Annotated in this window: 17 protein-coding genes and 11 pseudogenes; 14 read left to right on the top strand and 14 right to left on the bottom strand. The window is 34.2% G+C overall.

The features are described from left to right. Positions 1 to 199 precede the first annotated feature (199 nt). From O1Q06_RS06360 to O1Q06_RS06375, 4 genes and pseudogenes are all read right to left on the bottom strand, one after another. Positions 200 to 1068: pseudogene (locus tag O1Q06_RS06360) on the bottom strand (IS982 family transposase). 84 nt (positions 1069 to 1152) lie between these two features. Then, positions 1153 to 1497: pseudogene (locus O1Q06_RS06365) on the bottom strand (transposase); the annotation flags it as partial. 238 nt (positions 1498 to 1735) lie between these two features. Continuing rightward, complete coding sequence (locus O1Q06_RS06370; RefSeq protein ID WP_410542443.1) at positions 1736 to 2191, bottom strand: outer membrane lipid asymmetry maintenance protein MlaD; 456 nt, start codon at positions 2189 to 2191, stop codon at positions 1736 to 1738. 2 nt (positions 2192 to 2193) lie between these two features. After that, a complete protein-coding gene (locus tag O1Q06_RS06375; RefSeq protein ID WP_410542444.1) occupies positions 2194 to 2499 on the bottom strand; it encodes an NADH-ubiquinone oxidoreductase subunit NDUFA12 family protein in 306 nt (101 codons plus the stop codon). A 64-nt stretch (positions 2500 to 2563) separates the two neighbouring features. Between O1Q06_RS06375 and O1Q06_RS06380 the strand changes: the two genes are divergently transcribed. Together O1Q06_RS06380 and rodA are read left to right on the top strand one after the other, a co-directional pair. Next, positions 2564 to 4012 (top strand): proton-conducting transporter membrane subunit, encoded by a 1449-nt coding sequence (locus O1Q06_RS06380; RefSeq protein WP_410542445.1) that lies wholly within the window; start codon positions 2564 to 2566, stop codon positions 4010 to 4012. A gap of 45 nt (positions 4013 to 4057) precedes the next feature. Continuing rightward, a complete protein-coding gene (rodA, locus tag O1Q06_RS06385; RefSeq protein ID WP_410542446.1) occupies positions 4058 to 5134 on the top strand; it encodes a rod shape-determining protein RodA in 1077 nt (358 codons plus the stop codon). On the opposite strand, the pseudogene O1Q06_RS06390 reads toward rodA, so the two are convergent. Beyond that, positions 5102 to 5461: pseudogene (locus O1Q06_RS06390) on the bottom strand (transposase); the annotation flags it as partial. The gene rodA and the pseudogene O1Q06_RS06390 overlap by 33 nt on opposite strands. A gap of 16 nt (positions 5462 to 5477) precedes the next feature. Further along, positions 5478 to 5681 (bottom strand): annotated as a pseudogene (locus O1Q06_RS06395) (transposase); the annotation flags it as partial. A 90-nt stretch (positions 5682 to 5771) separates the two neighbouring features. Here O1Q06_RS06395 and O1Q06_RS06400 point away from each other — a divergent pair. After that, positions 5772 to 6640 (top strand): annotated as a pseudogene (locus tag O1Q06_RS06400) (IS982 family transposase). 15 nt (positions 6641 to 6655) lie between these two features. On the opposite strand, the pseudogene O1Q06_RS06405 reads toward O1Q06_RS06400, so the two are convergent. From O1Q06_RS06405 to O1Q06_RS06415, 3 genes and pseudogenes are all read right to left on the bottom strand, one after another. Further along, a pseudogene (locus O1Q06_RS06405) lies at positions 6656 to 7156 on the bottom strand (IS630-like element ISWpi10 family transposase); the annotation flags it as partial. 131 nt (positions 7157 to 7287) lie between these two features. Beyond that, positions 7288 to 7467 (bottom strand): IS630 transposase-related protein, encoded by a 180-nt coding sequence (locus tag O1Q06_RS06410; RefSeq protein ID WP_410543167.1) that lies wholly within the window; start codon positions 7465 to 7467, stop codon positions 7288 to 7290. Next, positions 7455 to 7634: an IS630 transposase-related protein gene (locus tag O1Q06_RS06415; RefSeq protein WP_410542447.1), complete on the bottom strand. Its 180-nt coding sequence runs from the start codon at positions 7632 to 7634 to the stop codon at positions 7455 to 7457. Before O1Q06_RS06415 ends, O1Q06_RS06410 begins: the two co-directional genes overlap by 13 nt. Positions 7635 to 7680: 46 nt before the next feature. On the opposite strand from O1Q06_RS06415, the pseudogene O1Q06_RS06420 reads away from it, so the two are divergent. Continuing rightward, positions 7681 to 7860 (top strand): annotated as a pseudogene (locus O1Q06_RS06420) (hypothetical protein); the annotation flags it as partial. 197 nt (positions 7861 to 8057) lie between these two features. Here O1Q06_RS06420 and O1Q06_RS06425 read toward each other — a convergent pair. Next, positions 8058 to 8876 carry a transporter associated domain-containing protein gene (locus O1Q06_RS06425; RefSeq protein WP_410542448.1) on the bottom strand — a complete coding sequence of 273 codons (819 nt, stop codon included), beginning with the start codon at positions 8874 to 8876 and terminating at the stop codon, positions 8058 to 8060. A gap of 404 nt (positions 8877 to 9280) precedes the next feature. Between O1Q06_RS06425 and hemE the strand changes: the two genes are divergently transcribed. From hemE to O1Q06_RS06440, 3 genes are all read left to right on the top strand, one after another. Then, positions 9281 to 10297, top strand: coding sequence for a uroporphyrinogen decarboxylase (gene hemE, locus O1Q06_RS06430; RefSeq protein ID WP_410542449.1), 1017 nt, complete (start codon positions 9281 to 9283; stop codon positions 10295 to 10297). A 438-nt stretch (positions 10298 to 10735) separates the two neighbouring features. Further along, positions 10736 to 11929 carry a pyridoxal phosphate-dependent aminotransferase gene (locus O1Q06_RS06435; protein ID WP_017531947.1) on the top strand — a complete coding sequence of 398 codons (1194 nt, stop codon included), beginning with the start codon at positions 10736 to 10738 and terminating at the stop codon, positions 11927 to 11929. 48 nt (positions 11930 to 11977) lie between these two features. Then, a complete protein-coding gene (locus tag O1Q06_RS06440) occupies positions 11978 to 12295 on the top strand; it encodes a DMT family transporter (protein ID WP_010403511.1) in 318 nt (105 codons plus the stop codon). Between the two features lie 16 nt (positions 12296 to 12311). On the opposite strand, the pseudogene O1Q06_RS06445 reads toward O1Q06_RS06440, so the two are convergent. Both O1Q06_RS06445 and O1Q06_RS06450 read right to left on the bottom strand, forming a co-directional pair. Next, positions 12312 to 12692, bottom strand: a pseudogene (locus tag O1Q06_RS06445) (hypothetical protein); the annotation flags it as partial. Positions 12693 to 12700: 8 nt separating this feature from the next. After that, positions 12701 to 13752: pseudogene (locus O1Q06_RS06450) on the bottom strand (IS630 family transposase). A gap of 366 nt (positions 13753 to 14118) precedes the next feature. Here O1Q06_RS06450 and O1Q06_RS06455 point away from each other — a divergent pair. From O1Q06_RS06455 to O1Q06_RS06475, 5 genes and pseudogenes are all read left to right on the top strand, one after another. Continuing rightward, positions 14119 to 15354, top strand: coding sequence for an MFS transporter (locus O1Q06_RS06455; RefSeq protein ID WP_410542450.1), 1236 nt, complete (start codon positions 14119 to 14121; stop codon positions 15352 to 15354). After that, positions 15326 to 16603 (top strand): serine hydroxymethyltransferase, encoded by a 1278-nt coding sequence (gene glyA, locus O1Q06_RS06460; protein WP_410542451.1) that lies wholly within the window; start codon positions 15326 to 15328, stop codon positions 16601 to 16603. The genes O1Q06_RS06455 and glyA overlap by 29 nt, the downstream gene beginning before the upstream one ends. A 76-nt stretch (positions 16604 to 16679) precedes the next feature. Beyond that, complete coding sequence (locus tag O1Q06_RS06465; protein WP_410542452.1) at positions 16680 to 17870, top strand: phosphoglycerate kinase; 1191 nt, start codon at positions 16680 to 16682, stop codon at positions 17868 to 17870. Between the two features lie 49 nt (positions 17871 to 17919). After that, positions 17920 to 18747 (top strand): EndoU domain-containing protein, encoded by an 828-nt coding sequence (locus O1Q06_RS06470; RefSeq protein WP_410542453.1) that lies wholly within the window; start codon positions 17920 to 17922, stop codon positions 18745 to 18747. A 163-nt stretch (positions 18748 to 18910) separates the two neighbouring features. Next, positions 18911 to 19147: pseudogene (locus O1Q06_RS06475) on the top strand (IS630 transposase-related protein); the annotation flags it as partial. Positions 19148 to 19192: 45 nt separating this feature from the next. Here the strand turns inward: O1Q06_RS06475 and O1Q06_RS06480 are convergent. Both O1Q06_RS06480 and O1Q06_RS06485 read right to left on the bottom strand, forming a co-directional pair. After that, a pseudogene (locus tag O1Q06_RS06480) lies at positions 19193 to 20061 on the bottom strand (IS982 family transposase). 57 nt (positions 20062 to 20118) lie between these two features. Beyond that, entirely contained in the window at positions 20119 to 20454 is a 336-nt protein-coding gene (locus O1Q06_RS06485) for an IS630 transposase-related protein (protein WP_410542454.1), read from the bottom strand. Positions 20455 to 20650: 196 nt separating this feature from the next. Here O1Q06_RS06485 and O1Q06_RS06490 point away from each other — a divergent pair, with 196 nt between their 5' ends. Both O1Q06_RS06490 and O1Q06_RS06495 read left to right on the top strand, forming a co-directional pair. After that, positions 20651 to 21541: an ankyrin repeat domain-containing protein gene (locus tag O1Q06_RS06490; protein ID WP_410542455.1), complete on the top strand. Its 891-nt coding sequence runs from the start codon at positions 20651 to 20653 to the stop codon at positions 21539 to 21541. Positions 21542 to 21712: 171 nt separating this feature from the next. After that, positions 21713 to 22954, top strand: coding sequence for an IscS subfamily cysteine desulfurase (locus O1Q06_RS06495; RefSeq protein WP_410542456.1), 1242 nt, complete (start codon positions 21713 to 21715; stop codon positions 22952 to 22954). Positions 22955 to 23125 lie beyond the last annotated feature (171 nt).

The raw sequence follows: 23125 nt of genomic DNA on the forward strand, positions 1-23125 counted from the left end.
CAAAAGCTATGGCTCTATGCCAATGCTGATAAAAAACAGCAGTAAATAATTAAAAATAATTTGTTATTAACGAGGAGTATATTTTATGAATAATAGTGAAAAACTTACAGAAGAAATTAGAAAGAGTACTACAAAGCGGAGGAGGAGGTGCTCTATTTGATCGTGAGATAGTGTCAGTGCTTATAACGCTAATTCTGGATTAAGGAAGGAAGAAAGTATAGGAAATGGAAGGCTTTTTGGATTTCAAGGAATAGGAAATGAGAGTAGAAAAGATGTGAACCAAGAAATTAACGGGAGACCTATGGCGAGTATGTTCAATTTCAAGTCTATTTTTGAGGTAGCCAAAAATCGTCTCAATGATCGACCTTTTTCTCAGCAAAATCTTTTCATGTAGTGAAATTAATGCGTTTTTCATCCCCTTTTTCACCTTGGTAACAAGTTTCAAACCGCGGTTAAACAACTCTTGGAAAAGCTCTTTTTTAATATAGCCTTTATCACCAAACAAAAGACCGGTTAATTTCTTAGTTAGGTTTGCTACAGGCTCTCTATCGTCAACATTACCTCTTGTAAGCGTAAAAGCTTGAATTTCACCTTTCTCGTTAATTATCAAATGTAGTTTAAAGCCGAAAAACCAGCCATATGTACTCTTGCTTAATTTTGCAATTCCAGCAAAAACCTTATTTCTTGATATTCTTTTTGCATGACAAACTGCAATAGGAGTTGTATCTATGTATGAGATTCCAGTAAGTTCTGACCATCCGCAAAGGCACTGTAATAGCATGGCTAAATGCCACAAAACCCTGGGCTTTAGAGCAACAAACCTAGTGTATGAAGGCAACTTCGAAAACTCTGATTTGTAGAGCGATGTTAGGTAATGCAGGTAGAAAGCCTTAAAATTTTCACAGGGAGATTGCTGATACAGGAGGATTATTGTGATAATTTCCGAATGTGTAATTTCTGGCACTCTTGTGGGTTTTTACCGTTTGGCAGTAGTTTATCTGCAAAATTTTTCTCTATATCTCTGCAAAAATCATCGACCAGACAAAACAGTTTTGTTATATCTTCCATGGGTAACCTCATCTATTTTTTTCTATTTGTTGAGTTTACCCTACTCTCCTGACTTTTCTATTCTCTTTTTAATCCAGAATTAGCGTTTAAAACCTTTGCTTCAAGTTCGGTTGTTTGCCTTTTTCTGACTACTTGTGGCTCACAGCTTCCTTCCCTATCCCTTGGTGTCAATAACTCAAATGAACCTACACTTGTCCGTAAAGTCTTTGAATTTCTTCAATTTCTTCGGTTATTTTCTTCGCTTTTAGCCGACAAGTGATTTTTTATTTCACCTTCCAGACTCGATTCCAGTAGCCTTTTTACAAACGGTGTTAATGCACCATCTCTTTCCGTCAATGGTCTTCCTTCTCGTATAGACGATAAGATATTTGTTTCTAATTCTTTATAGTCTACCAAACCGGTAGTTCTGTTTGCTTGACTCACTGTCAAACCTCCATTTTTTGTTTCTATTTTATTATTACTTCTCGGTTTGATACAGTTTATTTAACACTTCCCTAAGTACGTAAAAAAAACACTCCTATACTGAAAGTACAAGCATTTGTTGAGATTATTAGGAATGTAAAACCTAGCAGAAATCTTGATAATTCAAACGCTGAACAACTTCAAGCTATTGATAGAAAAATCCCTTAATTGTACATAGGCCAAGTTGGCTTATGTGTTCTTATTCTCACTTTGTAAACATGCCAATAATTTTATCCACTATTCCACCCATATTTGCTTCAGCTTGAGTATGCGCTATTTTACCACCGTGTGAAATTGATTTAGGATCTGCACCAGGTAATATATTAACAAATTTACTACCAACAACTCCACTACTAGCGATTAGAGCTGAGCTATCAATTGGCAACTTTATGTCTCTGCTTATGCACATATCGATTCGTGCTATGTAGGTAGCTTTGTCAAGCGATACACCAGTTATGCTTCCGATTTCCACACCAGAGATCTTGACACTATCACCAACCCCTACACCGTTAGCATCAGTAAAAAGGCCATGTATTTTATAGCAATCCTTATAGTTTCTCTTTATGTAAGATAGCTTATTAATAGAGAAGAAGACAAGAAAAATAGTGAAAATTAATACAAATGATCCAGCAATCATTTCAAGTATATTTGACCTTCGCATCTTTAATTATTAGGATTCCAGCTTTCATAGTAGTTTTTCACCTTTTGATTTGGGTAGTATGCACCTTTCGTACCTGTTAAATTAGGAGTTTTTCTTTTGTTATTATTAACTGGTACTTCATTATTAGTATAATGCAGCCATATATGCCATTCTGGAGGAATTGTTGTGGGCTCAGAAACATTACCATATATTACCCATCTTTTCCCTTTACTTGACTCATAGTAAGAATTTACGTTTTCATCCCTACCTATAAGTTTACCTTTTATCCTTAATAAGTTTGTTACTGCATTATAAATTTTAGACAACATAAAGGTATTAAAACAAAAAGTATTATATATACTAATACTTTAACGATGTATTAACAACAGTTTAATGCAATTACCAATTCTACAAGTTATTATACCAATAATTGCATCGATGTTCTGCTTTCTTACCAGGAAACATAAGGTGTCCTGGTTTATCTCTTTTTTTACAACGGCAGCTACTTTCTTTATTTCATTAATGTTGCTAGTGAAAACATACAATGGTGAAATTATAACTTATTATCTTGGAGATTGGGCTCCTCCATACGGAATAGAGTTGAGAATCGACATATTGAACTCCTTGATTCTAACTTTGGTGAATTTTATAGCGCTGATTAGTGTGCTTTATAGCTTTCATATTAATGAAAAAGAGATTAGCAAAAACAAAATCATTGGTTTTTATTCTCTATTTTTACTGTGCTTGAGTGGATTACTTGGAATTTTAGTAACAAACGATATATTCAACCTTTATGTCTTTTTAGAAATTTCATCTCTTTCTTCTTATGTTTTAGTTTCAATGGGAAGGGATAAGAAAGCTTTAGTTGCAGCATTTGAATACCTCATTAGTGGTACTGTAGGAGCAACATTTTACTTGTTTGGCATCGGCCTTTTATATTCTATGACCGGAACGCTCAACATGTCTGACATGGCTGAAAGAATAGTACCATTATACGATAATAACATCATAAGACTTGGTACATTATTCATTTTTGTTGGTCTCTCAATCAAAATGGCACTGTTTCCACTCAGCAGATGGCTGGTTAACGCATATAGTGAAGCACCTAGCTTCATTAGCATATTTTTTTCAGGTACAGTAACCAAAGTGATGATATATGTTTTTATTAGAATCTTTTACACTGTTTTTCAGCAAAATTTTTTCTTACCACTAAGCAACGTGATGATCATCCTTGCGCTTTGTGCTGTTGTATTTGGATCAATATCTGCAATGATCGAAAAAGATATAAAAAGACTTTTTGCTCACTCCAGTATCAGTCATATTGGCTATATAATTTTAATGCTGGGTTTAAATTCAAAAGCAGGTTTGTTTTCAGCAGTTCTTCACATAGTAAATCATAGCATGATAAAAACGTCTTTATTCATGACTGCAGGGTGTATTTCTTATAAGTTTGGTATGACAAAAATAGAAAATTTATCAGGACTAAAAAAGTCAATGCCCTATACAACACTTGCATTTACTCTACTTAGTTTCGCATTAATCGGTGTACCTTTGACAAATGGCTTTGTAAGTAAGTGGTATATGATGAAAGCAATTATCGAATCTCATTCATGGATTTCCCTTGCAGTTTTTGCTGCTTGCTCTTTTCTTGCACTAATATATATGTGGAGTGTGGTAGAGAAAATGTATTTTGAAAATAGCGCAGCATCAAACGCTGGAATGACACTTAATGAGGTACCATTACTTATGCTCTTTTGTCTATTATTTATGGCAATTTTAACGGTAATAACTGGGATATATAGTAGTCCAATTCGGTTGGTAATTAATAAATTTGCTTTTTGATTTTCTTATGTTTTATTGTATCTAAAAGTCTGTAAAGTTTTCGCTATGGATAAGCTGAAGGAGATTCACTTATTATTAGTCATTAACGTAATAGCTCTGTTTTGCGTTGGCATTGTTGTTCAATATTCTTCTGCTGGAGGAAAGTGGGCTCCATTTGCAATTCACCAATTGGTCATATTCTCTTTTTTCCTTTTGCTTGCTATAGCTATGTCATTTATAGAGCTAGATTTTTATTTGAAGCACGCTTATTTTTTTTACATAGCAGCAGTAATTGCGCTGTTAGCAGTAAATTTTTTTGGCTCGCATATAATGGGTGCAACGAGATGGATAAGAATTGGGTCAATTAGTTTACAACCATCAGAATTTGTAAAAGTGGGCTTAATACTTGCACTTGCTCGTTATTTTAATAAACAAAGTGTGTATAAAATGATGAAATTTCAAAGTTTATTTAAGCCACTTATAATTATATTCTTACCTGTATTCCTTGTATTGAAGCAACCTAATTTAGGAACAGCTGTAATAATATTGTTTATAGGAGCATCAATTATATTCACAGCAATAATGGAAAGACCTCATTTAATAATTTTTGGAGCGCTTGGCGTTTTCGCAATACCAGTTATTTGGCCTTTTTTGCGCCCTTATCACAAGCAAAGGATATTATCATTTTTGGATTCATCAGTAGATCCACTTGGAATAGGTTATAATGCGCAGCAATCTCAAATAGCTATTGGTTCAGGAGGTTTATTTGGTAAGGGATTTGTTAATGGGAGTCAAACTCAACTTGGATTTTTGCCAGAGAAACGCACAGATTTTGCTTTTGCGGTACTGAGTGAGGAATGGGGTTTTTTAGGCAGCATAACTTTGATTTTACTCTATACCACATTGCTTGCTATAATATTCTCCATTGCTTACAGGTCAAAAAATTACTTTTCTAAGTTAATATCTATCGGGGTTTTTGCCTTTTTTAGTGCTCATTTCTTTATAAACATTGGAATGACAATAGGCTTCTTACCTATAATAGGTGACCCACTTCCATTTCTATCCTATGGCGGAAGCACAACTGCTGCGAGTTTAATATGTATAGGATTGCTACTTAGTTCCGTGACATCTACAAAACGCTAATTCTGGATTAAGGAAGGAAGTATAGGAAATGGAAGGCTTTTTGGATTTCAAGGAATAGGAAATGAGAGTAGAAAAGATGTGAACCAAGAAATTAACGGGAGATCTATGGCGAGTATGTTCAATTTCAAGTCTATTTTTGAGGTAGCCAAAAATCGTCTCAATGATCGACCTTTTTCTCAGCAAAATCTTTTCATGTAGTGAAATTAATGCGTTTTTCATCCCCTTTTTCACCTTGGTAACAAGTTTCAAACCGCGGTTAAACAACTCTTGGAAAAGCTCTTTTTTAATATAGCCTTTATCACCAAACAAAAGACCGGTTAATTTCTTATACTAATTCTCATTATTAATGAACCAAATAAGAAGCATAGCAGAGTTGTTTAACCGTGGAAGGGGAAAGAGAGGTAATAAATTTACACAAAGCGCATTCAAGCAGAACAATTGTATCGTAGATTTTATTGCGTAAAATGTTCTGTTTTATATATAACCAAAACCTCTCAACAGGATTGAGTTCAAGTGAGTATGGTGGTAGGTATATAATTTCGATATTTTAAACGCTAATTCTGGATTAAAAAGAGAATAGAAAAGTCAGGAGAGTAGGGTAAACTCAACAAATAGAAAAGAATAGATGAGGTTACCCATGGAAGATATAACAAAACTGTTTTGTCTGGTCGATGATTTTTGCAGAGATATAGAGAAAAATTTTGCAGATAAACTACTGCCAAACGGTAAAAAACCCACAAGAGTGCCAGAAATTACACATTCGGAAATTATCACAATAATCCTCCTGTATCAGCAATCTCCCTGTGAAAATTTTAAGGCTTTCTACCTGCATTACCTAACATTGCTCTACAAACAGAGTTTTCGAAGTTGCCTTCATACACTAGGTTTGTTGCTCTAAAGTCCAGGGTTTTGTGGCATTTAGCCATGCTATTACAGTGCCTTTGCGGATGGTCAGAACTTACTGGAATCTCATACATAGATACAACTCCTATTGCAGTTTGCCATGCAAAAAGAATATCAAGAAATAAGGTTTTTGCTGGAATTGCAAAATTAAGCAAGAGTACATATGGCTGGTTTTTCGGCTTTAAACTACATTTGATAATTAACGAGAAAGGTGAAATTCAAGCTTTTACGCTTACAAGAGGTAATGTTGACGATAGAGAGCCTGTAGCAAACCTAACTAAGAAATTAACCGGTCTTTTGTTTGGTGATAAAGGCTATATTAAAAAAGAGCTTTTCCAAGAGTTGTTTAACCGCGGTTTGAAACTTGTTACCAAGGTGAAAAAGGGGATGAAAAACGCATTAATTTCACTACATGAAAAGATTTTGCTGAGAAAAAGGTCGATCATTGAGACGATTTTTGGCTACCTCAAAAATAGACTTGAAATTGAACATACTCGCCATAGATCTCCCGTTAATTTCTTGGTTCACATCTTTTCTACTCTCATTTCCTATTCCTTGAAATCCAAAAAGCCTTCCATTTCCTATACTTTCTTCCTTCCTTAATCCAGAATTAGCGTTTTCAGGGTGGGAATTGACTATTTTATTGAAGTATTTTTTAAACTCTTCTTGCTTGTTTTTATCTTGTTTATGGTGAATTGGCCTCGGTGTTATATAAGAAAACTTCATCCTTTGTATCTCACGATGCACTGTTGATTTGCTAATGTTTAGGCCAAATTCCTCTGAGATTTTTATTTGCACTTCCTTAATAGTAATATTTGGATTTCTTTCTACCCATATTTCAATTTGCTCACGTTGATTTTTGTTTAATTTGCTTTTTCTTCGCCGCTGAGAAGGGGAAAATAATTTTTCTTCTCTACCAAATTTTAGATGCTTTATCCATTCAGTCAAAGCAGTCCTTGAAATTTTACATATTCTTGCCACAGCGCTTATACTACTTTCTTTTCCTGCTATCACCGCTTGTAACTTTTTTGAAACATATGCGTTATTTCTGACCTTTTTTAACATTTCTTTCGCCAAATTTACAACTTTTTCGTCTAACAGTTTTGACCTTAATGCCATTTATACCTCTCTATTTTATCTACTCTAGTATCACTTCTTTCCCATTATTGTCTATCTGTTCTTTACATAGTGGGAACTGGTATAAGATGCTGGAATGGTCTATTTTTGAGATTTTATCAATAAATTGCTGCCTATCTTCTTGATTGCGCTCTTGATATAGTGTGACTTTTTTTTAAAGTAATTTTTACCTGTTTTAGTCTATACCAAATTGAATTTATTCCAAATCCAAGATTTTGTTTCATCTCTGCCAGAGTATGATCTGGATTCTTTGTAACATATTCTTCGAGTATTTTTGGGTCTATTTTTCGAATAAAGCTACCGTTTTAGATGGCTTTAGGCTTTCACCAGCAGCTTTCTTTTTTAACCAGCGGTACAGCGTTGCTATTCCTATCTCCATGAGCTCTGCTATCTCAACCTTTGTCTTCCCTTTTTCTATCATCAATACTGCCTTTTCCCTTAAATCCACACTATATGCCATTATAACTCAAATACTTTATTATACCTTTATCATTTACTTTAGGAAATACTATAGCACAAATGCCTTCTATGAACAGGTATATTGTGCTATAAAAAAGTTAGGAGAAAAATGGGCTATGCCTATACATGATTGGGCTTTGACTATGTCTCAACTTGATATCTTTTTTTCTTGTAGAGTTGAATTAAAAATGCGGTTTGACACAGTTTATTTAACACTCCCTTTTTGAAAGTTACAGATCGCTAAAAATATTTAAACAACTAATTTTTATAACTTTATACTAAAAAAACTATTCCACCTTAATTATCAAACAGTAACGTATAGAACTACAAACTTTTGTATATTAAGAAATTGTTTAAATTGCATACCTGGCTACTATGTCTCCTACTTCCAAGATAAAGTACCTTTCACTAAAAAATATTGAATTTAATTTTTGTAATCACTTAAGTCTAGTATTATTTTGTTAATGTATCGTTCATTTGCATCCTTGATGATAAATTTTATACCATTTTTATATCTTATAACTTCATCTACAGAAGGTACCTTACCAGCAATTGAAAGAACCAAACCACTAAGTGTGGCATAATGCTCTTCAGAGTCACACAACTCTATTTTTAGATTTTCCTCTATATCCTTTATAAGGGCCCTTGCCGATATTTCAAACTTATTTTGAGATAATTCAGTAATGGTGTATTCTGAATTTACCTCATTCTCGTTATCAATATTTGGTATCAATTCTTCTATAAGATCATTTATCGAAATTAAACCATCAGTTCCGCCATATTCATCCAGTACAATAGCTAAATATGACTTGGAAGATTTCATTCTAACAAAAAGATTTGTTGCTTTCATTGAGGCTGGGACAAATATTACATTTTGTATAATATTTCTCAGATTAAAATCTTTATTCTTATTGAAAATGATATCTTTTACGTAAAAAAAGCCTATTACGTTGTCAAAGTTATTCTTATAAGTTGGTATCTTAGCATGGTAAGTGTTTTTCACCTTCTTTATTACCTCATCCTTGCTCGATTCAATGTCTATTGCACATATCTCCTTACGTGGAGTCATTATATCCATGATACTACAATCACGGAATTTTAATAGACTATTAAGTATGTCAAGACCTGACAGATCACCCATTAATGCCTCAGTCGCACATTTTTTTAACACAGAAGTTTTGTTGAAGAGAAAGAAAAAAATTTTGTATGCTATTTTTTCTACTAAAGTTCTTTTCTTATTCAATTTATTCCCTTTAATGGTGAAAATATCTTTAGATAAGGTCTATCAAGAAAACTGTTATTAAATGTTTAATAAGCATGTGAATAATGTCAAATTAATTTGTGAATTATTTGTTGAAATAAAATACTAACAATTGATCAACAATTTTTTCAATGACATATACATAATTATATAACAATCCATGATAGTAAAGATTTTTTCCATAAAAGAAAATTACTAACATTTTAGACATCTTACTTGTACACATAAATCATAAAGGAAAATCAATAGTATAGAGAAGTTATTAACATATTTATCCACAAGCTAAGTAATACTAATTTTTACTGAATTTTAAGTTAATAACAATTTATTGATAGAACTACTACTACTGTTATACTTTAGTTTAGATAAAAAGTAGATAAAGTAGATTGAAAAGAAGTAAAGCAAAAATAGCAAGAATCATCAGCCAGAACGAGTCAAATGAAAAGGTCCCTATTTGGTTAATGCGTCAGGCTGGTAGGTCTCTTCCTGAGTATCGGAAGGCAGTGGAAAACATGAATAATTTCATGGAGATATGTTATAGCACAAATTTGGTAACAGAGTTAACGTTACAACCAATAACAAGGTTCGACATGGATGCAGCGATAATTTTTTCTGATATTTTGATAATAGCTGACATTTTAGGTTGTAATGTAAATTTTATTAGAGGTGTGGGTCCAATAATAAAACCTATAGAAAGTGCTAAAGAATTGAAGAGTCTACAAGGAATTGAATCTAACACATTACCAATCCTAAATGCTATAAAAGAAGTAAGAAGCAAGTTGCCAGAAGAAAAATCGCTTATAGGCTTTTCTGGAGGGCCGTGGACGGTAGTTTCATACATCATAGAGGGCGGTGGTAGTAAAACTTTTTCCAAGGTGCTAAATTTCTGTCCATTGGCACTAGAGGAAATAATAAAAAAAATAACAGAAGCGACAATTATTTATCTAATCAAACAGATAGAGTTTGGAGCAGATGTCATTCAGTTATTCGACAGCAATGCTGGTATATTGCAGGGAGAACTGTTTGAAAGGTATGTAATCAAGCCAACAAAGGAAATTGTTTCAGCAATAAAGAATAAGTTTCCTGATTTTCCTATAATAGGTTTTCCACGCTCTGCTGGAAATCTTTATAAGGATTACTATGAGAAAACAGATGTATCTGCAGTAAGTATAGATTATAATGTTCCAATAGAATGGGCGAAAGCAAATCTAAAAATTCCTCTGCAAGGGAACCTTAATCCTAGTCTTTTGGCCTACAATAAGGCAGAAGCAATTGAAGAAGCAAAGCGTATAATAGATTGTTTTAGAGGGTTACCTTTTATATTTAATCTTGGACATGGAGTGCTTCCTGATACTCCGGTTGAAAATATTGCTGCATTAGTGGACCTAGTAAGAAACTACTAAAACTCTTGTATGAAAAGCCTTTATGAGGGTGGAATGAAGACCTTACTTGACAAATCTTTACACTTTCCTTATTATAGCAATAAGAGTATTTATTCTTGTTTTTGGGCTCAACGACAAGATTCAGTAAAAAAACTCAGATATCTATTGGCAGGTTACAAAAAATTATAGCGGCTGCATGTCTTTTTTATTTTTTCTACATTCAGCCAAATCGCGCTTATTTTAAGCGTTAGCACATTATTACAATGCCAATTTACATTATTATAGGGTCAAAACTCGCTATACGGGGATTTATTTGCCTTTTTAAATTTATTAAGCTTTTTAATATCTATAGTTAATATATTTAAGAGTACAAAAATACCAACCTTTATGTAAAATAATAAAACTTCTAGCTTTTTTGTTGTGTAGAGTTTATCATTTTTATTTAACTTTAGTGAGATTATGTCAGACCTTGCAAAGAGGATGTCTCTGATAAAACCATCGCCTACAATCGCTGTGACCGATAAGGCAAACAGATTAAAAAGCGAAGGAAAGAAAATTTGCGTTTTAGCTGCGGGAGAGCCGGATTTTGACACTCCAGATCATATAAAAAAGGCAGCTATTCAATCAATAAATGAAGGCAAAACTAAATATACTGCTGTTGATGGAACGCGTGAGCTTAAAGAGGCGATAATCAATAAGTTAAAAAGGGATAACATTCTAGAATACACACTTAGCCAAATCTGTGTTGGTGCTGGTGCTAAGCAGGTGTTATTCAATTTGTTCATGGCAACAATTAACCCTGGGGATGAAGCTATAATACCAGCTCCTTATTGGGTTTCATATGTTGATATGGTAAGTCTTTTTGGCGGACTGCCAGTTGTTGTAGAGTGCAAACAAAACTTTAAGCTGATACCGGAGTTACTGGAAAGCAATATAACTGAGAAAACTAAGTGGTTAATTCTCAACTCACCAAATAATCCAGCAGGAATTGTCTATACATATGATGAATTGAAAAGCATAGCGCAAGTATTGCTTAAACATCCACATGTGAATGTTGTTACAGATGATATTTATGAGCACATAGTATACGACGAAAAGTTTTTTACCATTGCTCAGGTTGAGCCAAAACTTTATGATAGAGTTTTTGTGGTCAATGGGGTATCAAAAGCCTATGCAATGACTGGCTGGAGAATAGGCTATATTGCAGGCAGGAGTGATGTGATAAAAGCTATTTCTACACTGCAGTCTCAAAGTACTTCTAACCCAAACTCGATAGCACAAGCAGCAGCAGTTGAAGCGTTAAACGGTGATCATAGTTTTTTGAAAGAAAGAACAAAAATCTTTAAGGATCGTAGAGATTTTGTAGTAAAAAAGCTAAATTCTGCTTCAGGATTGTCAGCATCTATTCCACAAGGTGCATTCTATTTGTTTGTCGCATGTGAAGGTTTATTGGGTAAGAGCACGAAAAGTGGTAAAGTAATAAATAGTGATCTTGATTTTGCTGAATATTTGTTGGAAGACCATTTAGTTGCTGTTGTTCCAGGAATTGCGTTTGGTCTGAAAAATTTTATCAGAATTTCTTATGCAACCTCTCAGGAACAATTAGAAATTGGATGTAATAGTATTATTAAAGCATGTGAAATGCTAAGTTAACTTTTTAATATTCTTATGTATAATACTTCAGTAAGATAGAGTTGATTTATGGCGTGGGTATATTTGCTATTAGCTGGTTTGGTTGAAATAATATGGACCACAGCACTGAAATATAGCAATGGCTTTACTCGTGTTATACCTGTAGTAATTATTTTAGTTAGCGGTTCTGTAAGTCTTTACTGGCTATCGTTAGCAATGAAGTCTATTCCCCTTGGTACATCTTATGCAGTTTGGACTGGTATAGGTTCTATAGGTGCAGCGATAATAGGAATAATGTTTTTTAATGACCCAGTAAATTTTGGGCGTTTATTTTCCCTTGCTTTGGTAGTGCTGGGTATTATAGGATTAAAAGTATTTTCCAATTAGGAAAAGTTAAGTACGTCTATTTTACCATCTCAGGACTTTCTACTAAAGTTGCCTTGGATTTTTCGGTTCTTGAAGAGGGCATTCCTATTGATTTAGCAAGTACCTTTCTGATGTTCAATGTTTCATTTTTCTCATTTTGTTGAATTAAGTTAATATCGTTTATTTTATTCATTAAATCTTTTCCTTCCTTTAAAATTTTTAAATCGCTTTCGTTGATATGATGTTCATTTTTAAATTCTGCAACGATTTCTTTCTTCTTTTGATGAGTATTCAGAAATTCTAATATCTGGTGTTTAGCAACAGCTTGAATAAATTTCTTATCGTGAAATATTGAATTGTTATGTAGTTCCTCTAGGATTTCATCATATTGTTTTGCTTCATTTACAGTAATACCAATTCTCATTATTAATGAACCAAATAAGAAGCATAGCAGAGTTGTTTAACCGTGGAAGGGGAAAGAGAGGTAATAAATTTACACAAAGCGCATTCAAGCAGAACGATTGTATCGTAGATTTTATTGCGTAAAATGTTCTGTTTTATATATAACCAAAACCTCTCAACAGGATTGAGTTCAGGTGAGTATGGTGGTAGGTATATAATTTCGATATTTTTAGGTGCCTTTAAATTTTTTGACTTATGCCAACTAGCGCAATCCATCAAGAGAAAAGCCTTTCGTATTCCTAAATATTGCGACATCTGTTCAAGGAATATATTTATACAATCAGTGTTGACGTTTGGTGCAAATAAGCTAAAATTCTCTCCATTTCTAGGATTAACTGCACTATAGAGATAAAAATTTTCCCTACCTAATTTTACCTTAACCTGTGTCCTACTGCCTTTTTTAAACCACCCATGTCCAACTTTCGAATGTGTACCAAACCGTGATTCATCGAAGAAAAATAGCTCTTTTTCAGAATGCATGACAATAGTTTCATTGAGGTTTTTTTTTAAACTCCTCTTGCTTGTTTTTATCTTGTCCACTATGAACTGGTCTTGGTGTGATATATGAGAATTTCATTCTTTGCATATTACGATGTATTGCGGATTTGCTGATATTCAAACCAAATCTTTCTTGGATTCTTATTCTCATTTCTCTAATAGTAATATTGGGGTTTTCCTCTATCCACAACTCAATTCGTTCAAGTTGACTTTGGTTCAATATAGTTTTTCTACGGCGTTGAGGTGGAGCAAATAATTTTTCTTCTCTTCCAAATTTTATGTGCTTTATCCATGTAGTAATTGCCTTTCTCGAAATGCAACATATTTTTGCTACAGCTGTTATACTGTGCTTTTTTGCTGCAATTACAGCATTTAGTTTTTTTTGCAACATACGCATTATTTCTTACTCTCTTCAGCATCTCTTTTGCTGATTTCACCACTTTTTCATCCAATAATTTTGATCTTAATGCCCATCTAAACCTCGCTATTTTACTTACTTCAGTATGGCTTTTTTCCATTATTTTCTATTCGTTGCTTGTATAGTGGGAATTGGTATTAGACGTCTCTAAAGCCAAGTTTTACTAAAAATTATATTATTTAAAATATAATTGTTATCACGAAATAAAAGCGTAAGTAAAATGAATTTTGTAACAAAACTAAAACTTATAGTAAAAAAAATAAAGCTTAAGATGAACAAGGGTAAAATTATAAAAATCCTTATCATCTGTGGTATAATTTTTTTCATATACCTTATCCATGAACCAGTTATAGATATGCTAAAAGGTCTCTTTTAAGAAAGATACTCGGATTAGAGTATCTATTTACAAAAGTGTTGCTCCTTGCTGATAAAATACCTATAATTCCGTTTTTAGGTAATATTAGCATTGCAGAGAAATTTTTTCATATGGTTGCTAGCATCACTATTTTATGCATACCAGTATATATTGCGTGTAACTCCAAATATAATCGCGCCTGAATTAATAACAAAATTTAACATAAGTATTACAGATGTTGGTCAATTTGGTGGGCTATATTATATAGGCTATACGCTTGCTCACATACCTGTTGGTCTTGCCCTTGATAGATTTGGGCCAAAGTTTGTTTTACCTGCGTGTATTGTCTTAACATTTGCTGGAACATTGCCGCTAATATGCTTTGATCAGTGGTATTACTCAATACTTGGTAGAATGATTGTCGGAATTGGATCGTCTGCTTCAGCAATTGGACTTTTCAAAGTTGCAAGCATGTATTTTTCACAAGAAAAATCAGCAAGGATGGCTAGCTTATCTATAATAATAGGGTTATTAGGAGCTATTTATGGTGGATTACCTCTAGACTTCTTGCTCAATAAATTTGGTTGGAATTATGTTATATACACTTTCTCAGCATTTGGTTGTTTACTTGCTCTGCTGTTGCTTTTAATAACGCCAAACTCTAACATAGAAGAGAGTAGAAATGATAACATATTTCAAGATTTAAAAACTGTACTTTTCAACAAACATATCATTCTGATTAGCTTTTTTGGTGGCTTAATGGTTGGACCACTAGAAGGTTTTGCTGATGGTTGGGCGAAAGCGTTCTTATGTGAAGCATATCAAATGAACGGAGATTTGGCATCTTCACTTTCCTCTCTCATGTTTATAGGTATGGGAGCTGGATCATTCTTTCTCGCTTATTTACTGGAGAAGTATCCAGACAAACATTACGAAGTGATTATTGCGTGTTCTTTTGCAATGATCGCTAGCTTCCTCTTGCTTTTTACACAAGTTGGCAGTTTATATATTGCATTACCTACACTTCTTGTTATCGGCTTTGCATCTGGGTATCAGGTAATTACTATTTACAAGGCAATAAGTTATGTAAACAATAACTTGGTAGGCTTAGCCACAGCTGTATCAAACATGATAGTTATGGTTTTTGGCTATTTTTTTCATACTGGGATTGCAAAGATAATAGACTTATGTTGGAATGGAACGATAATACAAGGAAATCCTATATATGGTACTGAATTGCTCGTAAAAGCGATATCAATTATTCCTGTATGTCTGCTTTTGGCTATTTTTGGATTTATGTGGTTAAAGAAAGGATCTTATGACAATTGCTCCAGAAAGGATTTGTAACTCTGAAAATAATTTAAAGTCTTTTGATAATGAAATTTATCAATCTATAGAGAAAGAACTGCAGCGCCAAAAATCGCAGTTACAACTAATTGCATCAGAAAATTTTGTAAGTAAAGCAGTAATGGAAGCGCAGGGTTCTTTTCTGACTAATAAATATGCAGAAGGTTATCCTGGTAAAAGATATTACTGTGGCTGTGAGTATGTAGATGAAGTTGAAAATCTGGCTATAGAAAGGCTTTGTAAGCTGTTTAATGTTAAATTTGCAAATGTTCAACCTCACTCTGGTTCTCAGGCAAATCAAGCAGTGTTTGCTTCACTACTTACTCCGGGTGATACAATACTTGGATTGTCACTGAATTGTGGTGGACATTTAACTCATGGTGCAGCACCAAACCTTTCTGGTAAGTGGTTTAAGTCGATCCAGTATACAGTTAATAGAGACACTTACCTGCTTGATATGGATGAGGTGGAAAGGCTAGCGCTAGAGCATAAACCGAAGCTAATCATTGCTGGTGCTTCTGCTTATCCAAGAGAAATAGATTTCGAGCGCTTTCGTGAAATTGCGAATAAAGTTGGTGCATATTTGCTTGCAGATATTGCGCACTATTCAGGGCTTATTGCTGCAGGTTGTTACCCATCACCTGCTGAATATGCGCATGTTATGACTTCTACAACTCACAAAACTCTACGTGGTCCTCGTGGCGGAGTGGTAATGACAAATGATGAAGCATTACATAAAAAAATTCGGTCTGCGGTTTTTCCAGGGTTGCAAGGTGGGCCCCTTATGCATGTGATAGCTGCAAAAGCTGTTGCATTTAAGGAAGCATTAGCGCCAGAGTTTAAAACTTATAGTAAAAAAGTTGTGGAAAATGCGAAAGTGTTAGCTCAAGCGCTGCAAGGGCATGGGCTGAACATTATAACCGGTGGCACTGACTCTCATATAGTGCTAGTTGATTTAAGATCACAGAAGTTGACGGGAAAAGACGTTGTAAATAGCCTTGAGAGAGCTGGCATTACCTGCAATAAAAACTCTGTGCCATTTGACACGGAAAAGCCAACGATTACTTCAGGGCTCCGTTTTGGTACTGCTGCTGAAACAACACGCGGACTTGAGAAAAAAGATTTTAAAGAGATAGCTGATCTAATAAATGAAATAATTCAGGGATTAATTGATGGAAATAGCCTTGATATTGAAAGAGCAGTAAAAACTAAAGTTGAAAGGATTTGTAGTAATTTTCCTATTTATTAATTTATTTGGCATTCAAATTTCCTTTCTTTACTTTGGATTAAACTATTGTATAGTTATTTCATAGCTCTTTAATTTTATGACAAATGTACTTAGCATAGAGAGTTGTGATTTTCACAATAAAAATGTTCTACTCAGGGTTGACTTCAATGTTCCTATAAAAAATGAAAGAATTTGTGATACCACTCGTATTTTGAGAGCTCTACCTACCATTCAATATTTAGCAAATGGAGGTGCAAAAGTTATTATTATCTCACATTTTGGGCGTCCAAAACCAAAAGACAATAACCTATCGCTAAAAAAAGTAGTTGAAACTTTATCGCAGCTGCTAAGCAAAGAAGTGAGATTTATTGATGATTGTATTGGTGAGGAAGTACAAAGAGCAGTAAATTTGATGAATGGAGGAGATATAATATTACTAGAGAATCTGAGGTTTTATAAAGAAGAAGAGCAGAATGACTCAAATTTTGCTAAAAAATTAGCATCTCTAGCAGATATATATATAAATGATGCGTTTTCTTGCTCTCACAGAGCTCACGCTTCTATTTCACGCATTACGGAATTTTTACCTTCTTATGCAGGATTTTGCTTACAAGATGAGCTAAAGTATCTTGAGCAAGCTATATCGTTTGACGCTAAACCTATTACTGCGATAGTTGGTGGAGCTAAAATATCAACTAAAATAAAAATGCTTATAAAGCTAGCAGAAAAGGTTGATTACCTTATTCTGGGTGGCGCAATTGCTAATAATTTTTTGTTATTTAATAAAGTTAATATAGGCAAGTCTTTTTTTCAAAATGGTGTTGATGATCTTCTGCACAATATTGTTGAGAAGGCAAATAAAAACAATTGCAAAATAGTTGTGCCAGAAGACGTTTTGGTTGCAGTAAATTCTGATTATAGCACTGGTATTTTAAGAAAAACCGAATCCGTTTTGGATGATGATATAATTTTAGATATCGGACCTCAGACTTTAAGCACAATAAGCAATGTAGTAGCAAGCAGTAAAACTCTACTATGGAACGGGCCTATTGGTGTTTTTGAACATTCAGCTTTTGCAAATGGTACAGTAGAGATGATGAGAGTAGTAAGTAATTTGACACACGAAGGAAAATTAACCAGCGTAATAGGAGGAGGAGATAGTCTATCTGCAATAAATACTGCAGGTCTTACTGATAAAGATTTTACATATGTTTCAACTGGTGGGGGAGCGTTTTTAAGTTGGCTAAGTGGTGATGAGATGCCAGGACTGCGATCGACATTAGATTAAAACTTTTTTAAGTTGTTACTTATACCCTAGCTTTTTTATGAATGTGATTATGTCGAAAATAGCTAAGTTAATCTTGTACTTGATAATACCAGCAATCGGATTTGTTTTTTACATTAAGGAGCATTATCTCAACGATACAAATTCACAAATTAGCTTTGAGCCGTTTTTCAAAACAGATTCTTCAGGTCCAGACTACGCTCCACCACTTCCAGAGTTGACTGATTTTGATAGAGGAGTGTTAAGGGTTTGTGGAGATTGGGGAACACAGCCTGATGAAGAAGATTTCAGAATTTTGCTTGATTGTCCGCAGCATCAAGAAGTGGTGAAAAGGATATACGATAAGCTTGATCATCAGGTGATTACACCTAGTGCAGACTTGGGGTTGTTTAAAGATGAATTGACTAAGATTTGGTTTACAAATAGCGGAACTGAAAAAGAAACTATAGGGTTTGGGCATATTTTTTGTGGTGAACCAGATAGATTGGGGCTAGGTGGTATGCATTTTGTAGGTAGATATGTTGAGGCTCAAGAAAATAAGTGGGCGGGTGCGATTTGGGATAATGAATCTCTGTGCAATAAATTAGATATTAAGCCACCTGTTTACACATTTGGAATGAAATATCTAGGTAAGGATGGAGAAGTGAAAGTTAAGTGCCCAAGTGGGTACGCGTATAACCTTCATGCTGATGATATTTTAGTTTCTGCAACTAAGGCGTTTAAGGAGCTGGGAAAAGATGGAATGTGTCTGTATAAAATGGAAGATGACAATTATCAATCAGTGTTTGTGAGAAAGAAAGACGCTATACTCACATTCTATCCTGACTTAACACCAAAATGTAATGATAAGAGTATTAATTGTAGCTGTAGCAAGTCTTGATTGGCTGAAAAAAAGTAAACATTTTATGTGTGTTATACTAATTTAGTTATATTAAGGGCAATTTGTAGAGCCATAGTATTTCCTAAAGTAAATGATAAAGGTATAATAAAGTATTTGAGTTATAATGGCATATAGTGTGGATTTAAGGGAAAAGGAAGTATTGATGATAGAAAAAGGGAAGGCAAAGGTTGAGATAGCAGAGCTCATGGAGATAGGAATAGCAACGCTGTACCGCTGGTTAAAAAAGAAAGCTGCTGGTGAAAGCCTAAAGCCATCTAAAAACGGTAGCTTTATTTGAAAAATAGACCCAAAAATACTCGAAGAATATGTTACAAAGAATCCAGATCATACTCTGGCAGAGATGAAACAAAATCTTGGATTTGGAATAAATTCAATTTGGTATAGACTAAAACAGCTAAAAATTACTTTAAACGCTAATTCTGGATTAAGGAAGGAAGAAAGTATAGGAAATGGAAGGCTTTTTGGATTTCAAGGAATAGGAAATGAGAGTAGAAAAGATGTGAACCAAGAAATTAACGGGAGATCTATGGCGAGTATGTTCAATTTCAAGTCTATTTTTGAGGTAGCCAAAAATCGTCTCAATGATCGACCTTTTTCTCAGCAAAATCTTTTCATGTAGTGAAATTAATGCGTTTTTCATCCCCTTTTTCACCTTGGTAACAAGTTTCAAACCGCGGTTAAACAACTCTTGGAAAAGCTCTTTTTTAATATAGCCTTTATCACCAAACAAAAGACCGGTTAATTTCTTAGTTAGGTTTGCTACAGGCTCTCTATCGTCAACATTACCTCTTGTAAGCGTAAAAGCTTGAATTTCACCTTTCTCGTTAATTATCAAATGTAGTTTAAAGCCGAAAAACCAGCCATATGTACTCTTGCTTAATTTTGCAATTCCAGCAAAAACCTTATTTCTTGATATTCTTTTTGCATGGCAAACTGCAATAGGAGTTGTATCTATGTATGAGATTCCAGTAAGTTCTGACCATCCGCAAAGGCACTGTAATAGCATGGCTAAATGCCACAAAACCCTGGGCTTTAGAGCAACAAACCTAGTGTATGAAGGCAACTTCGAAAACTCTGATTTGTAGAGCAATGTTAGGTAATGCAGGTAGAAAGCCTTAAAATTTTCACAGGGAGATTGCTGATACAGGAGGATTATTGTGATAATTTCCGAATGTGTAATTTCTGGCACTCTTGTGGGTTTTTACCGTTTGGCAGTAGTTTATCTGCAAAATTTTTCTCTATATCTCTGCAAAAATCATCGACCAGACAAAACAGTTTTGTTATATCTTCCATGGGTAACCTCATCTATTTTTTTCTATTTGTTGAGTTTACCCTACTCTCCTGACTTTTCTATTCTCTTTTTAATCCAGAATTAGCGTTTAAAGTAATTTTTAGCTGTTTTAGTCTATACCAAATTGAATTTATTCCAAATCCAAGATTTTGTTTCATCTCTGCCAGAGTATGATCTGGATTCTTTGTAACATATTCTTCGAGTATTTTTGGGTCTATTTTTCGAATAAAGCTACCGTTTTTAGATGGCTTTAGGCTTTCACCAGCAGCTTTCTTTTTTAACCAGCGGTACAGTGTTGCTATTCCTATCTCCATGAGCTCTGCTATCTCAACCTTTGCCTTCCCTTTTTCTATCATCAATACTTCCTTTTCCCTTAAATCCACACTATATGCCATTATAACTCAAATACTTTATTATACCTTTATCATTTACTTTAGGAAATACTATGGCTTCAGGGTTGCAGCTATACGAACATTGTGATTCAATTTGCTACCCACAATTTCGATTATAAGCTCATTTAAAATAAATATTGATTTCTTATTTTAATTATTTAAAAATTAAAATAAATTATTTAAGATTAGGGTAAAAATTATGACAATAAATTATCAGCAGTGGCGGGAAATATTAAGTACGGTTAATAGTGATAATAAATTAGATAAGAGGAACGTAATTGAAAAAGTAAAAGAAGAGCTAAAGGCAAGCAATGAAGAGGTATTTAAACAGTGGGAAGAGAGTAATTTTTATGTAAATTATAAATTTGAAGTTGGAGATAATGAATTCACATTATTACATTTAACTGCTAAGTTAGGCTATACGAGCTTGACAAAGGCTTTAATAGTAACAAAAGGGATAGATGTTAATATAAAAGATAAAAATAAAAAGACACCTTTACATTTAGCTGCTGAAAATGGTTATAAAGAGGTAGTAGATGCTCTGTTAGAAAAAGATGAAATCAGGATTAATGAACAAGAAGATAAGGAGGGATGGACTCCTTTACATTTAGCTCTTATAATTGGCCATGTAGACGTGGTAAACTCTCTCATAGAAAACGGTGCGAATGTTAATATAAAAGATAACTATGGAGTGACACCTTCATCTTTGGCTGTTCAAAGAGGTTATGTATTTACTCCGCCAAAAAAACGTGAAGGCTCCTATGTTAATGTGAAAAATCATGCTAGAACTGCTTCTAGGAATTTAGCTAAAGAGGAAAAACAACGTACATCAGCAATTGCGAAAGGTTTTTTTGCCGGTAGTGCAACTGCATTATCAGGTGTTTTAATAGCGAAAGCACTTTCTGCAACTGGAATAGTTACAGCTGAGTCAAAACCCTCTACACCAATAGCAGTGGTTGCAGTTATAGCAACAGGACTAGCAGTTGGTGGTGCTACATATATGATGTTAAAGCCCAGTACTAAAGTTGATGGAGTAGCAGTCTTAATGGATGGGAGTCAAGAAGCTGATAGCACTAGTAGGGTTACCTAGCTCGTATTCGACCTAGCTGCATAAACTACTGATCATAGAAAATGACATTACAGGGACACTGGAATAACGTAGGAGAGAGCGCTGACAACTTTCGTTTAGGCAAGATTATATCTTGAAAAAATTAAGCTTTAGTGCTACTAAATATTGTAACTTCTATGCTGAAACCTGACTATGAATATGGAAAAAATACGCAATGCTAAAATAAAATTACCAATATTTCTCGATTATCAATCTACTACTAAAGTAGATCCTCGTGTTTTGGAGGTGATGATACCTTATTTTGGTGAGTTTAGTAATGCACACTCTCGTAGTCATTCATTTGGTTGGACAGCTGAGGAAGCAGTAGAAAAAGCAAGGAAGCACATTGCTGATTTAGTGAATGCAGACAGCAAAGAAATCGTCTTTACCTCGGGTGCAACCGAATCAAATAACATGGCTATCAAAGGTGTTGCTCATTTTTATAAGAATAAGGGAAATCATATAATAACTGTCTGCACGGAGCATAAGTGCGTTTTAGATTCTTGTCGACATCTGGAAAATGAAGGCTTTAAAGTTACATATTTGTCCGTTAGGCAAAACGGAATTATAGATTTGTTGAAACTTGAGGAGGCAATCACTGATAAAACAATTCTGATTTCAGTGATGATGGCAAATAATGAGATCGGAGTAATGCAACCTGTCAAAGAAATTGGTGCAATGTGTAGAAAGCATAATATATTTTTTCATACAGACGCTGCTCAAAGCTTTGGAAAAGTTCCAATAGACGTAAATGAAATGAACATTGATCTTATGAGCCTTTCTAGCCATAAAATTTATGGACCTATGGGAATAGGTGCATTATATGTCCGTAGAAAAAATCCTCGTGTTAGGTTGACGCCACTAATTAGTGGTGGTGGACAGGAGAGAGGCATGCGCTCTGGAACAGTTCCTACTCCCCTTGCAGTTGGTTTTGGTGAAGCGGCACGTATCGCTAAAGAAGAAATGGAAATAGAAGCAAGCAAATTAGAAGAGTTGAGAGATATTTTGTACAACAAAATAAAAGAGGCATTTCCTGATGTTGTTTTAAATGGTGACTACGAAAATAGGATTCCAGGTAACCTTAACTTAAGTTTTCCTTATGTTGAGGGTGAGTCTCTTATCATGGCAATCAAGGATTTAGCAGTAAGCTCTGGTTCTGCATGCACATCCGCATCTCTTGAACCTTCTTATGTCATAAGATCACTAAACAATGGCCACGATCTTGAGCATTCATCAATTAGATTTGGCCTTGGCCGATTTACAACTAAAGATGAAGTTCTATATGCAGCAGATCTTGTTACTAAAAATGTTGGACGGCTAAGAGAGATGAGCCCACTTTTGGAAATGGTACAAGAGGGAATAGATTTAAGCACCGTAAAATGGGATTCTCATTGAAGAATAAGACGTTAGCCATTAGCAGAGTGATGGTTGTCTAAGCTCTTTCTATGGGTGAAATCGGAAACTTAGCTTTAAGTCCTTTGAACGCTAATTCTGGATTAAAAAGAGAATAGAAAAGTCAGGAGAGTAGGGTAAACTCAACAAATAGAAAAAAATAGATGAGGTTAC

Source organism: Wolbachia endosymbiont of Tetranychus urticae, assembly GCF_046529255.1.
Taxonomy (GTDB): Bacteria; Pseudomonadota; Alphaproteobacteria; order Rickettsiales; family Anaplasmataceae; genus Wolbachia.

What these genes read in the sequence shown, in the direction of transcription:
- O1Q06_RS06370 (WP_410542443.1), bottom strand. Translation starts at nt 2,191, where the DNA reads ATGCGAAGGTCAAATATACTTGAAATGATTGCTGGATCATTTGTATTA.
- O1Q06_RS06375 (WP_410542444.1), bottom strand. Translation starts at nt 2,499, where the DNA reads ATGTTGTCTAAAATTTATAATGCAGTAACAAACTTATTAAGGATAAAA.
- O1Q06_RS06380 (WP_410542445.1), top strand. Translation starts at nt 2,564, where the DNA reads ATGCAATTACCAATTCTACAAGTTATTATACCAATAATTGCATCGATG.
- rodA (WP_410542446.1), top strand. Translation starts at nt 4,058, where the DNA reads ATGGATAAGCTGAAGGAGATTCACTTATTATTAGTCATTAACGTAATA.
- O1Q06_RS06415 (WP_410542447.1), bottom strand. Translation starts at nt 7,634, where the DNA reads ATGGCATATAGTGTGGATTTAAGGGAAAAGGCAGTATTGATGATAGAA.
- O1Q06_RS06435 (WP_017531947.1), top strand. Translation starts at nt 10,736, where the DNA reads ATGTCAGACCTTGCAAAGAGGATGTCTCTGATAAAACCATCGCCTACA.
- O1Q06_RS06440 (WP_010403511.1), top strand. Translation starts at nt 11,978, where the DNA reads ATGGCGTGGGTATATTTGCTATTAGCTGGTTTGGTTGAAATAATATGG.
- glyA (WP_410542451.1), top strand. Translation starts at nt 15,326, where the DNA reads ATGACAATTGCTCCAGAAAGGATTTGTAACTCTGAAAATAATTTAAAG.
- O1Q06_RS06465 (WP_410542452.1), top strand. Translation starts at nt 16,680, where the DNA reads ATGACAAATGTACTTAGCATAGAGAGTTGTGATTTTCACAATAAAAAT.
- O1Q06_RS06470 (WP_410542453.1), top strand. Translation starts at nt 17,920, where the DNA reads ATGTCGAAAATAGCTAAGTTAATCTTGTACTTGATAATACCAGCAATC.
- O1Q06_RS06485 (WP_410542454.1), bottom strand. Translation starts at nt 20,454, where the DNA reads ATGGCATATAGTGTGGATTTAAGGGAAAAGGAAGTATTGATGATAGAA.
- O1Q06_RS06490 (WP_410542455.1), top strand. Translation starts at nt 20,651, where the DNA reads ATGACAATAAATTATCAGCAGTGGCGGGAAATATTAAGTACGGTTAAT.
- O1Q06_RS06495 (WP_410542456.1), top strand. Translation starts at nt 21,713, where the DNA reads ATGAATATGGAAAAAATACGCAATGCTAAAATAAAATTACCAATATTT.